The organism is Martelella mediterranea, assembly GCF_021021415.1.
Classification (GTDB): Bacteria; Pseudomonadota; Alphaproteobacteria; order Rhizobiales; family Rhizobiaceae; genus Martelella; species Martelella mediterranea_C.
The window spans coordinates 1-12605 of record NZ_JAINWJ010000030.1 but is presented as its reverse complement, the minus strand read 5'-3'; the positions used below and the strand labels follow the sequence as shown (position 1 = coordinate 12605).

Genomic DNA, 12605 nt, shown 5'->3' with positions numbered 1-12605 from the left:
AGACATGAGTACGAGTAGTAGGAGCCGCATTGCCGTCAACGGCTACGGCGTCATCGGCAAGCGCGTCGCCGATGCGGTGACTCAGCAGAATGACATGGACCTTGCGGGCGTGTCGGACGTCAGTGCTGACTGGCGGGCGCGGATGGTGACGCAAAAGGGTTACCGACTCTTCGGCGCTACAGACGAGCACGTGCGTACGATGCAAAATGCCGGGCTCGATGTGGCAGGCGCACTCGACGACCTCCTCGAGACTGCGGACGTGGTCGTCGACTGCACGCCGAAGCATGTCGCGGCGAAAAACGTGGAGCTCTACCGCCAGAAGGGTATCAAATTCATCGTGCAGGGCGGTGAGAAGCACGAAGTAACCGGCCACTCCTTTGTGGCGGAGGCCAGCTACGCGAGCGCTCTGGGTCGCGACAGCACCCGCGTCGTCTCCTGCAACACGACCTCGATGGTACGGACGCTCGCCGCGCTGAAGCACGCCGGCCTGCTCCGCCGCGCCCGCGGCACGCTGATGCGTCGTGCGACCGACCCGTGGGAAAGCCATCTCGGCGGCATCATGAACACTCTGGCACCCGAGCCTGAGATCCCAAGCCATCAGGGCCCCGACGCCCGGAGCGTCGATCCCGAACTCGACGTTGTAACAATGGCGGTGAAGGTTCCGGAGACTCTGGCACACCTGCACTACTGGGCGGTGCAGCTAACACGGCCGGCGGAGAAGGACGAAGTGCTCGAGGCCTTCCGCACATCCCCCCGCATCGCGCTCATCCAGATGGCGGACGGATTGACGGCAATTAATTCGGTCAAGGAACTGATGGCCGATCTCGGCCGGGCGCACGACAACCTCTACGAAGTGGCACTGTGGTCCGACATGTTGAAAGTCGAGGGCGACGAACTCTTCTACGCCTACATGGTGGACAACCAGGCGATTGTTATTCCGGAAACGGTGGACGCGATCCGGGCACTGATTGGTCAGGTGCGCGACCCGCACGAATCCATTGCCAAGACCAATGCCGCGCTGGGAATCGGCGCGATCTTCGATGCGCTGGGAGGACGGTGATGAGGGCAAGGGACATCATGACTACGTCCGTCGTCTCGGCGAAACCGGAGACAACCGTGTCCGAGGTCGCCCGGCTTCTTCTGGAACGGAACATCAGCGCCGTGCCGGTAATCGAGTCAAATGGTCGGCTGGCTGGCATGGTGAGCGAAGGTGATTTCCTCCGCCGCGCCGAGGGCGGCAGCCATCGACACGGCTCGTGGTGGCTACGACTTTTCTCGGGCTCAGGCGAGAACGCGGCGGATTACGTGAAGTCGCACGCTCGCTCCGCCGCCGACGTTATGACCCGCGACGTTGTCACGATCACAGAGGATACGCCCGCCGGCGAGGCCGCGCATCTTTTGGAGACAAAAAGGATAAAGCGTGTACCGGTTCTCCGCGACGGGAAAGTCGTTGGCATCGTCAGCCGCGCCGATCTCCTGCGTGGTTTGGCGGCGCGATGCGATGCTCCCGCGCCTATCGCATCCGTCGAAGATGATGTGATCCGACAGCGAATTCTTGAGGAGATAAGGGCGAGCGACTGGGCGCCAGCCTACGGCGTAAACGTCACGGTCGCCGAAGGCAACGTGCAGATCTGGGGCATTGTCGATTCACCTGAACAGGGAGAAGCGCTTCGTGTCGCTGCCGAGAATGTACCCGGCGTCAAGGGCGTGCAACTGAACGTCAGCGCTATTCCAGCCTTTGGATGGGAATGAAACCGTCCATCCGGCTGAGGGAACCAAGCAGTTGTCACCATTAGATCCCTTCCTCCCGCACAGACGAATCGCCTATTTCTCAATGGAGATCGCCCTCCGTCCGGAGATGCATACCTATTCTGGAGGGCTCGGCGTGCTCGCCGGCGATACCGTCCGGTCTAGCGCCGACCTGGAACTGCCAATGGTGTTCCTGACCTTGGCGAGCCGAGAGGGCTATCTTCGCCAGGAGATCGATAGCAACGGGCGGCAGATCGATCATGCCGATCCATGGAATTTAGAAGATTGGGCGACACCACTGGATGCCATGGTGGCCGTCAGGATCGAAGGGCGCGCTGTTTGGGTACGGCCGTGGCTGCACGTGCTAACCTGTCCGATCGGACATGCGATCCCTGTCCTCCTGCTCGACACTCGGCTCGATCACAATGATCCCGCCGACCGCGAGATCACCGACCGCCTCTACGGCGGTGATGAAGCTTATCGTCTAAAGCAGGAGATCGTGCTTGGGGTTGGCGGCATGCGTGTCTTACACGCACTCGGCTTCGACGTTGAAACCTATCACCTTAACGAAGGCCACGCCGCGCTACTCGCGGCTGCGCTGCTGCGCGAGCATCCGCATCCGAGCGATCGGCCGCGCGATGGTGCGCTGAGCTACGATGCGGACAGAGTGCGCGAGCGCTGTATTTTCACTACCCATACACCTGTCGAAGCGGGCCACGATCGCTTCGACTACGAGAAAGCGGGGCGTCTGCTCAGCGACTTTCTGCCGTTGGACCAGATGAAGCTACTGGCCGGACCGGATCGCCTGAACATGACGCGGCTCGCACTCAATCTGAGCGGCTATGTCAACGGAGTTGCAATACGCCATGCCGAGACCACCCGACGTATGTTCCCCGGCTACGGCATCCGGGCGGTAACCAATGGCGTCCATGCCCCCACTTGGGTACATCCGACCTTTGCCCAGCTGTTTCAGGGGTTCGCCCCTGACTGGGGGCACGATCCGGAGGTGCTTTCTGGGGCGGACCAGCTTTCAGACAACGCTGTCTGGTCAGCGCATCAGGCAGCTAAAGATGAACTACTTGCAGAGGTGCAGCTGTTGACTGGCACGGCGATGCGGCCTGATATTCCGCTCCTCGCCTTCGCCCGCCGCATGACCGGTTACAAGCGCCCCGACCTTCTGTTCACCGATATCGAGCGGTTGCGGGCGATCAGCCGCGAACAGCCGTTCCAACTGGTGATGGCTGGCAAGGCCCACCCACACGACGATGGCGGCAAGACACTGATCGCGGAAATCCACGCCCACATACGCGCCTTGGCCGCCGACATCCCGATCGCCTTTCTACCCAACTACGACATGGCACTTGCGAAGAAACTTGTAGCCGGTGCGGACGTCTGGCTGAACACGCCCCTGCCGCCTTACGAGGCTTCGGGCACGAGCGGGATGAAGGCGGCGCTGAACGGCGTCCTGAACCTGAGTATCCTCGACGGCTGGTGGATCGAGGCCTGGGTCGAAGGAGTAACGGGCTGGGCAATCGGCCACGACGATCAGCGTCACGAAGGCGATGCCCAAAACCTCTATGACAAGCTCGAACGAACGGTTCTGCCGCTCTATTATACCGACCGGGCTCGCTGGCTCCGCATGATGAAGGACTCAATCAGCAAGATCGGTCCCCGCTTCAATAGCCAGCGCATGATGCGCCGATATGCGAGCGAGGCTTATCTCCGCTGACTCCAAGTTTGTCACCGCGCAGATACGTTCTCGTCAATGCCCGGACTCTCGCGACCTCGAGGCGAGACGCCCAATCAGCTTTTCAGCTTCGACGACGGCCAACAGAATGACGCCGACACCGATTACCGTCAGCCCGTCCGTCAAGCTTACCGGCCGCGTTCCGAACACTGCCTGCAGAGGCGGTGCGTAGGTGAAGGCAAGCTGGAGCAGCACAACAACACCGACTCCGACTGCCACTACGGGGGTGCCCAGTACGCCGCTCCAGGTGAGCGACGATCCGTGCTGATAGCGAACACTGAACAGATAGAATATCTCCATGACCACGATGGTATTGACGACCAGAGTGCGCGTTTCCTCCAGCGACGACCCACGCCGTTCGGCCCAGAAGAAGATCCCGAAGGTGCCGATCACAAACAGGACCGATACGAAGACGATGCGCCAGACCAGGAAACCCGAAATCAGCGACTCATCAGCCGCGCGAGGCGGCCGGTGCATAGCGTCGGGCTCGGTCGGCTCAAAGGCCAAGGTGAGTCCCAGCGCGACCGCCGTCACCATGTTGATCCACAGGATCTGTACAGCCGTAATCGGCAACGTCAGTCCAACCAGAAGAGCACCGATCACGGTCAGCGCCTCACCGCCGTTGGTTGGCAAGGTCCAGGCAATCACCTTCTTGAGGTTGTCATAGACTGTACGGCCCTCGCGCACCGCGGCGACGATCGAGGCGAAATTGTCGTCGGCCAGCACCATCTCGGCCGCTTCCTTGGCAGCCTCGGTGCCCTTCTGTCCCATCGCCACACCGACATCGGCCCGCTTGAGCGCCGGCGCGTCGTTCACCCCATCACCAGTCATCGCCAGCACCGCGCCGTCGGCCTGGAGCGCTTCGACCAAGCGCAGCTTGTGCTCCGGCGCGGCGCGCGCGAAGACATCGACGTCACGCGCCCTGCACCGCAGCGTCGCGTCGTCGAGCGCATCCAGCTCCTGCCCCGTCGCAACGGCCTCCGGCTGCTCCAGCCCGAGCAGCCCGGCGATCGCGACGGCGGTCGCCGCATGGTCGCCGGTGATCATCTTGATCCGGATGCCCGCCGCCCGGCAATCGCGCACCGCGGTCACAGCTTCCGCGCGCGGAGGGTCGATAAGCCCGAGCAAGCCGAGCAACGTGAGGCCCCCTTCGACATCGGTGAAAGTGAGATCACTGCTGGCCGAAGATAGTCGCTTGACGGCGACCGCAAGCACCCGCTGTCCGCGTGCCCCGAGCGCCTCCACCCGCACCCGCCAGGCAGCGTGGTCAAGTGGCATATCGCTGACCGGGCCGCGCTGGAGGTCGCACATCGCCAGCACCCGCTCCGGCGCTCCCTTAATACAGATGAAAGCTTCGCCGTCGACGCCATGGTGCAAGGTCGCCATGAAGCGATGCCGGGCGTCGAAGGGGATCTCGTCGTGGCGCGGGATCTCTTTTCTCAATTGCTCGACATCAATTCCGACCTTTGAACCGAATGCGACCAGCGCGCCCTCCATCGGGTCACCATCTACAACCCAACCGATCTCGGTCCGCCGCAACGAGGCATCGCTGCACAGCAGTGCGGCGCGCGCCAAGCCGACAAGAGTGGAGTGCTCCGCCGGCTCGACTTTCTCCTCGCGCAGGCGCACCTCGCCACTCGGATCGTAGCCGGCCCCACCTATCTCGAAGGTGGCCGCGGCAGTCGCTGCCGCCACGACCGTCATCTCATTCCGCGTCAGCGTACCGGTCTTGTCGGTGCAAATAATCGAGACAGAACCCAGTGTCTCGACCGCGGGCAGACGCCGGACAATGGCATCGCGTGCCGCCATGCGCTGAACGCCCAGGGCAAGCGCGATCGTCATCACCGCCGGCAACCCTTCGGGAATGGCGGCCACGGCGACTCCAACCACAACAAGGAAAGCATCCTCGATGGCATATCCGCGGACGAACACGGCAAAAGCGAAGATCGCCACGGAGACGCCAAGAATGGCCACGGTAAGCCGCCGCGCGAAGCTGTCCATCTGGCGCAGAAGCGGCGTCGTTAAAGTCTCGACGGCGTCGACCAGGGCGCTGACGCGACCGATCTCAGTGTCCCCGCCGGTGGCGAAAACGACGCCGGCGCCTTGCCCGGCCGCAACAAGCGTGCCCGAGAACGCTATGGAGGTACGATCGCCGAGCGGCGCTTCGGCCATCACGGGCGCCGGCGACTTCTCAACGGGGACCGACTCGCCAGTCAGCGCCGCCTCTTCGATCCGTAGGCTGCGGCTACGGACGAGGCGCAGATCGGCAGGCACCCGGTCGCCGGGATCGAGCAGGACCAAGTCGCCTGGAACCAGCTCTTCCGCCGCGAGCGTAACGCGGCGTCCCGCACGCACGACCGAGGCGCGCGGTGCCAGCATGCCGCGGATCGCGTCGAGCGCCTGCTCGGCCCGGCCCTCCTGCACGAAGCCGATCACGGCGTTGAGCACCACCACGGCGAGGATCACCGCCGCGTCGATACCGTGTTCAAGCGCCAAGGTGACGGCCGCGGCGACGAGCAGGACATAGATCAGGAGGTTGTCGAACTGGGCGACGAAGCGCCGGATGGCACTGCGCGGCTTGGCGGCCGGCAGGATATTGGGACCATGCGCGGTCAGACGCCGCCCTGCCTCGTTCCCATCCAGTCCGTCGGTGCCCGTTGCCAGCATCAGCTGCACGTCTTCAATCGGGAGGGCATGCCAAGGTCGTGCCGAATTGGAGCCAACGGTTCGCGGATAGTCCGGCGCGGTCGTAACCGCTTGTTCTTGAAGTCTCTCAGTCATGTCATCTTCGGCACTGAAGGCGCCCGCATCTGCGAACGCCTAAAGCAGCGCAGTTGCTGGCTTCGCAGCCTATAGCAAACGGCACCTATTGGGCGGTGTAGCCTCCGTCGATCACCAGTTCTGTGCCGGTCACGAACTTCGACTCATCCGAAGCAAGATAGAGCACGCCATAGGCTATGTCGTCTGGTTCTCCGATATGCCCTACCGGGTGCAGAGCATTCAGAGCCTGACGGCCTTCCTCGACGTCGCCGTGCTCCGCGAGGTAGTTCTCGACCATCGGTGTCCAAATATAGCCGGGATGGACCGAGTTGACACGGATGTTCAGGCCCGCCTTAGCGCAGTAGAGCGCGGTCGACTTGGTGTAGAGTCGCACACCGCCCTTCGACGCGTTATAGGCACCGAGATTTGGATCGCCGACAAGCCCCTCGATCGAGGAGAGGTTGATGATCGAGCCGCCCGGTGGGTCGTTCCGTTTCATCGCCAGGATCGCGTGCTTGGTCCCGAGGAACACGCCGTCAAGATTGACGTTCATCAGCCGATGCCAACGCTCCAGCGTCTCCTCCTCGGGAGGCCCACCCCAGCCGACACCGGCATTGTTGACGAGCACGTCGAGGCGGCCGAAGCGGTCAAGGGTAACCTGTACCACCTCCTCCCAGGCGCTTTCGTCGGAAACGTCGTGATGGAGGTAGAGCACATCGCCGCCGTCCTCGCCGATGATCTGCGCCACCCGCTCACCTTCCTCATCCTTGATGTCGCTGAGGACCACTTTCGCCCCTTCTCGCGCCAACATCCTTGCCGCTGACTCGCCCAATCCCAGCGAAGCGCCCGTTACGATCGCTACCTTGTCTTGCACTCTGCTCATTTTCAAACTCCCTCCAGTCATTCGATGGGCCCCGCTTCTGTGGAGCGACTGACAGCGACGATTGTCGTGCGCGCCTCGAGCCAGATGTTGCTCTGCGCAATCGTGTCTTCGGCCCCGAAAGATGTATCGGCGATGCTTTCGTTCTTCGATGTGTCGATCGCTATGTGCCATCCGCTTCCCGCTGAGGGCGGCATGACAAATCGGCAAGGGGCGAGAGCCGCATTAAAGAGCAGGCAAAGGCTCGCGCCGCTGTCCCGGATGAGGCAGCCGAGCCTGTTGTCGGGCCCGTGCCAATCTGGCTGTTGCCCGGTCGGTTCGAACCATCTGACCTCGACATCCGTGTAGAAGGTTTCGGCCCGCAGGACGGGATGCGCCTTGCGCAAAGCGATCAGTTGCCGGACGAATCGCACGAGTTCCGCATTCCGCCCCGCTAACGACCAGTCGTACCAGGAGACCGTGTTGTCCTGGCAGTAGGCGTTGTTGTTGCCTCCTTGCGTGCGACGGAACTCGTCGCCGCCGAGAAGCATCGGCACGCCGCGAGAGAGCAAGAGCGTGGTGAGCAGGTTCTTGATCTGCCGCAACCGCATCGCCTCGATCTGCGGATCGTCGCTCGAACCTTCGGCGCCGTAGTTATCGCTGTAGTTCTCGTCGAGGCCGTCACGGTTCTCCTCGCCGTTCGCCTCGTTGTGCTTGCGCGTGTAACTGACGAGATCGTTGAGCGTGAAGCCGTCGTGGCTGGTGACGAAATTCACGCTGTTGAGCGGACCTTCGCCACCGTCCTGGTAGAGATCGCTGCTGCCCGCCAGCCGGGTCGCAAGCGCGCCGGTCATGCCCGGATCGCCGCGCCAGAAGCGGCGAACGTCGTCGCGAAAATGGCAGTTCCACTCTGCCCAGCGTCGGCCGGGGAAGTGGCCCACCTGGAACGCGCCGCCGGCATCCCAGGCTTCCGCAATCAGTTTGACGTCGCGCAGGATCGGATCCTCGGCGATCTGTTCGAGCAGCGGTGGGTTCGCCAACAACTTCCCTCGCGCGTCGCGCCCGAGCACCGATGCGAGATCGAATCGGAAGCCGTCGATGTGAAAGTGGACCACCCAGTGTCGCAGGCAATCTACGACCATGTTGCGTACCACCGGATGGTTGCAGTTCAGCGTGTTGCCACAGCCGGTATAATCCGCGTACTCCCCATCCTGTGTCAGGATGTAGTAGATCGTGTTGTCGAGCCCCCGGAAGCTGTAGGTCGGCCCGTTTCTCCCGCCTTCTGCCGTGTGGTTGAAGACGACGTCGAGGATGACCTCAATTCCTGCCCGGTGAAGCTCCCGAACCATTGTCTTGAAGGCGACGAGCTCGCCGCCCGGCGCGACGCTGCCGGAATAGCGGGACATCGGTGCAAACAGGGCGACGGGGTTGTAGCCCCAGTAGTCGCGCAGCCGCTCGCCGGTCAGCGGACCGTTCCGTTCGAGTGCTTCCGGCGCGAAGGCTTGGATAGGCATCAGCTCCAGAGCCGTGATGCCAAGTTCGCGAAAGTAGGGGATCTTCTCGACCACGCCGAGATACTCCCCTTGTCTGTTAACGCCGGAAGACGGGTCAATCGTGAGGCCCCGGACATGGGTCTCATAGAGGATCGTCTTGCTCCAGGGATGGCGGAGCGGTGCGTCCTCGAACCAGTCGAAGCCTTGGTCGGCGACCACGCAGCGGCCGGGCGAGCCGGGAGACAGGTCGGTGACGGAGGCGGCATAGGGATCGAGCAGCGTTCGATCTAGATCGAAGTCATGTCCGTCATCCGGCGAACCGGGCCCATCGGCCTGCAGAGCATAGAACTTCCCGCGAAGGTCACCCGTCAACCGCGCATGCCAGATGTCGCCAGTCCGGTGACGCCGGGCATCGAGCGGTAGTCGAGCGCACGGCTCTCTCTCGTCAGCCGTTCCGTACAGAAGCAGGGTCACGCCCGCGGCGTGCCGGCTGAACACCGCTATGTTCAGGCCGTCACAGCAGTCATGCAGCCCGAGCGGCAGTGGCTCACCGCGCCCGATCCGGACGGTGCCGCTGTCCGAGCCGACGGTTAGGGCGTCGAACCAAGCTATGCGTTCCGTCATCGGTGCGCTCCTCGTCATCATGGCCGTGAACCAGTGTCACCGCCCCTTTCGGCGCGGCGACGACCCTTGCGGCGGGCCGCGTTTCTCTAAGGACGCCAACGACCCTCGCGCCTTACAGCCCCTTCGCCATCTTCCGGAATCGCCATGGCCTTACTCGAGGGTAAAAGAGTTCCCTCAGTGCGCCGAACGCACCCGATACACCACCTCGCCGAGAGGGCGCTCTTCTTGAGGGGGCTGCCGCTAGATGAGGACTACGAGCGTGCCCGGTCACCGCGGGTATCGGGGCAATCCGGAATCAAGATTACGGGCACTCACCATTACAGCGGCACTGTAATGCTCTGCACTTCAGTGCGTCTGTGAAGGTATGTCGGCTCCACCACGGTCAAACGTCCTGATGGTCTGTCTGTGATCGGGCGACTGTTACCCATCAATAAGCGAGTGCAACGAGGAGAAATAGATGTCGGATGCAGCAACCAAACCGAATGACGAACAACCCGCTCCTGCATCACGATTTCCGACCGCTTTCACGATCCTCTTCGGCCTGATCGTCGTCGTTGCCGCGCTGACTTGGTTGATTCCGGCCGGACAGTATGACCGCGCCATGAACGATGCTGTGGGTCGTGAAATCGCGGTTGCGGGGACCTATCAGCAAGTCGAAGCTAACCCGCAGGGCCCGGTTGAGGTCTTACTCGCCCCAATTGCTGGTTTCTATGATCCCGACAGTAATGTCGCAAATGCCATCGACGTTGCGTTGTTCGTATTGCTAATCGGCGGATTTCTCGGCGTCGTTAATGCAACAGGTGCTGTCGACACGGGGATCTCCTCGGCAATGCGAGCTCTTCGTGGTCGCGAAAAGTGGATGATCCCCATCCTTATGGTGCTCTTTGCCGCCGGTGGTACGACCTATGGAATGGCTGAGGAAACGCTCGCCTTCTACCCGATCCTAATCCCGCTCGTTATAGCCGCCGGCTACGATAGCGTGACCGGTGTCGCGATTATCCTGATTGGAGCGGGCATCGGGGTGCTCGGGTCGACGATCAACCCGTTCGCAACGATCATAGCTTCAAACGCCGCGGCCATTCCCTTTACCGGCGGGCTTTTCCTGCGGTTACTGATCCTAATCGGCGGGTTCGTCCTCTCCGCTGCTTTTGTCATGCGTTATGCGGCGCGTGTGAAGGCTGATCCGGCGCGCTCCGTTGTGAGCTCGATGAAGGAGAGCAACGAGCGATTTTTCCTCTCCAAGGATACCGCAACAGGGAGCGACGCCCACCTTACCTCACGGCAGAAGCTGGTGCTGATCGTCTTCGCCGCAACCTTCGCGGTCATGATTTGGGGCGTGTCAACGCAGGGCTGGTGGATGGCTCGGATGGGAGCCCTGTTCCTCGGAGCGTCGCTTGTCGTTGGTATCATCGCGTGGATGGGTGAGAAGCGGTTCACCGCGGCCTTCGTTGACGGCGCGCGCGATTTACTTGGCGTGGCGTTGGTGATCGGGCTGGCCCGCGGCATCGTGGTAATCATGGAGCAGGGACGGATTTCCGACACGATCCTGTACTGGTCGGAGCAGGCAGTCAGCGGACTGTCAGAGGTCGCCTTTATCAACGCTATGTTTGGCATCGAGACGGCAATGAGCTTCCTGGTTCCGTCTTCGTCGGGACTGGCGGTTCTTTCGATGCCCATTCTGGCGCCGCTCGCCGATTTTGCGGGGGTGGGGCGTGACCTTGTTGTCACGGCTTACCAGTCGGCCAACGGACTTGTGAATCTGATCAACCCCACGTTCGCAGTCGTGATCGGAGGCCTCGCTATAGGGCGCGTTCCCTATGAACGCTGGCTCCTATTCATTTGGCCACTGCTGCTAATCCTCGCAGTCTTCATTGTGGCGTCGCTCAGCTTCGCTGCGGTGCTCTGATCCAAAAATTCTAATCAAGGAAGATCCAATGTCCGATCAAAGTTTCGGCGTCCATTCAGAAACCGGAAAGCTGAGGCAGGTTATCGTCTGCCGCCCCGGTCTAGCGCACCGACGGTTGACGCCCTCCAATCGCGAGGAGCTACTGTTCGACGATGTATTCTGGGTCAAGCAAGCCCAGAAGGATCATGACATCTTTTCCAGTCTAATGCGGGATGAGGGCGTCGACGTGCTAGATGTCAACATCCTTTTGGCTGAAACGCTGGACTCCAAGGAAGGTCGTGCCTGGGTGCTCGACCATCGCATTACTGCGGATCAGATCGGCGCCGGCATGAGGTCCGAGCTGCGTGCCTGGATGACCGAATTGCCTAGCGTGAAACTGGCGGAGCATCTGATCGGCGGGCTGACAACTGCCGATCTTCCATTCACGCCGACCGGCCTTTTCGGCAGCTACCTTGGCCATAACGGTTTTATCCTTCCGCCACTTCCCAATGCTCTGTTCACCAGGGACAACTCTGCTTGGATTTATGGAGGAGTTACAGTCAACCCGATGTTTTGGCCGGCGCGCCGTCCAGAAACGCTGCTTAACACTGCAATTTACAAGTTCCACCCGAACTTTGCCGGCAAAGTCACGATACATTGGGGTGATCCAACGCGAGACCATGGCCTTGCAACGCTCGAAGGCGGCGACGTGATGCCGGTTGGAAACCGCACCGTTCTTGTGGGAATGGGCGAACGATCGTCGCCGCAAGGCATCGGTCAACTAGCCAAAAAGCTATTCGCTGACGGTGTCGTCGATCGCGTGGTTGCGTTTCGGATACCCAAGTCGCGGGCCGCGATGCATTTGGATACGATTTTCACGCTCTGTGGAGGGGATGTGGTCACAACCTTCAAAGAGGTCGCGGACGAACTGGTTTGCTATGATATCCGCCCGGGCGAAGGCGAAGCTCCCCTGTCCTTTCGACACGATCCGCGTCCGATCTTTGAGATTGTGGCAGACGTACTTGGCTACCGAAAACTCCAGGTTATCCCGACCGGCGGGGATACCGAAGAAGAACGTGCGCGCGAGCAGTGGAACGATGGCAACAACGTCTTGGCACTGCGCCCTGGCGTGGTCATCGGTTATGACCGCAACGATGACACCAACGCCGCACTAAGAGCTGCTGGCATCGAGGTGCTGGCTATCCCTGGCGCAGAACTCGGTCGAGGCCGCGGCGGCGGACATTGCATGAGCTGCCCCACAATACGCGATGCTGCCTGAACCGAATAGAAAGAAGAACCAATGTCGTTCAATTTGAAGAACCGCAGCTTTCTGACCCTGCGCGATTTCGATGCCCGCGAGATCGCCTTTCTCCTGAAACTCGCTGCCGATCTCAAGGCAGCAAAGTATGCCGGCTACGAGCAGCCGCGACTAAAGGGCAAGGAGATCGCTTGTCTTATGATTTTTCCCGGCTTTTCTGCGAAGAAGAG

General features: G+C 61.5%; 8 protein-coding genes and 1 pseudogene. 6 read left to right on the top strand and 3 right to left on the bottom strand.

Annotation, left to right across the window (positions count from 1 at the left end; all coding sequences use genetic code 11):
- Nucleotides 1–4: 4 nt before the first annotated feature.
- The 3 genes from K7H91_RS16775 to glgP are packed head-to-tail and all read left to right on the top strand — an operon-like array spanning nucleotide 5 to nucleotide 3478.
- Entirely contained in the window at nucleotides 5–1060 is a 1056-nt protein-coding gene (locus tag K7H91_RS16775; protein ID WP_044404278.1) for a type II glyceraldehyde-3-phosphate dehydrogenase, read from the top strand.
- On the top strand, nucleotides 1060–1752 hold the full coding sequence (locus tag K7H91_RS16770; RefSeq protein WP_269066316.1) for a CBS domain-containing protein: 693 nt from the start codon (nucleotides 1060–1062) through the stop codon (nucleotides 1750–1752). The genes K7H91_RS16775 and K7H91_RS16770 overlap by 1 nt, the downstream gene beginning before the upstream one ends.
- Nucleotides 1739–3478: an alpha-glucan family phosphorylase gene (glgP, locus tag K7H91_RS16765; protein ID WP_419197488.1), complete on the top strand. Its 1740-nt coding sequence runs from the start codon at nucleotides 1739–1741 to the stop codon at nucleotides 3476–3478. Before K7H91_RS16770 ends, glgP begins: the two co-directional genes overlap by 14 nt.
- Before the next feature lie 33 nt (nucleotides 3479–3511).
- Here the strand turns inward: glgP and K7H91_RS16760 are convergent, their stop codons facing one another.
- The 3 genes from K7H91_RS16760 to glgX all read right to left on the bottom strand — a co-directional run bounded on the left by K7H91_RS16760 (nucleotide 3512) and on the right by glgX (nucleotide 9232).
- On the bottom strand, nucleotides 3512–6277 hold the full coding sequence (locus K7H91_RS16760; RefSeq protein ID WP_230721402.1) for an HAD-IC family P-type ATPase: 2766 nt from the start codon (nucleotides 6275–6277) through the stop codon (nucleotides 3512–3514).
- A gap of 85 nt (nucleotides 6278–6362) precedes the next feature.
- Nucleotides 6363–7139 (bottom strand): SDR family oxidoreductase, encoded by a 777-nt coding sequence (locus tag K7H91_RS16755; protein WP_044404320.1) that lies wholly within the window; start codon nucleotides 7137–7139, stop codon nucleotides 6363–6365.
- A 17-nt stretch (nucleotides 7140–7156) separates the two neighbouring features.
- The gene (glgX, locus tag K7H91_RS16750) at nucleotides 7157–9232 is read right to left on the bottom strand and encodes a glycogen debranching protein GlgX (RefSeq protein ID WP_230721401.1); all 2076 of its coding nucleotides are present in this window, start codon (nucleotides 9230–9232) and stop codon (nucleotides 7157–7159) included.
- Between the two features lie 457 nt (nucleotides 9233–9689).
- Between glgX and K7H91_RS16745 the strand changes: the two genes are divergently transcribed.
- From K7H91_RS16745 to K7H91_RS16735, 3 genes and pseudogenes are all read left to right on the top strand, one after another.
- Complete coding sequence (locus K7H91_RS16745) at nucleotides 9690–11138, top strand: YfcC family protein (RefSeq protein ID WP_230721400.1); 1449 nt, start codon at nucleotides 9690–9692, stop codon at nucleotides 11136–11138.
- A gap of 28 nt (nucleotides 11139–11166) precedes the next feature.
- Nucleotides 11167–12396 (top strand): arginine deiminase, encoded by a 1230-nt coding sequence (locus K7H91_RS16740; RefSeq protein ID WP_044411733.1) that lies wholly within the window; start codon nucleotides 11167–11169, stop codon nucleotides 12394–12396.
- 21 nt (nucleotides 12397–12417) lie between these two features.
- A pseudogene (locus tag K7H91_RS16735) lies at nucleotides 12418–12605 on the top strand (hypothetical protein); the annotation flags it as partial.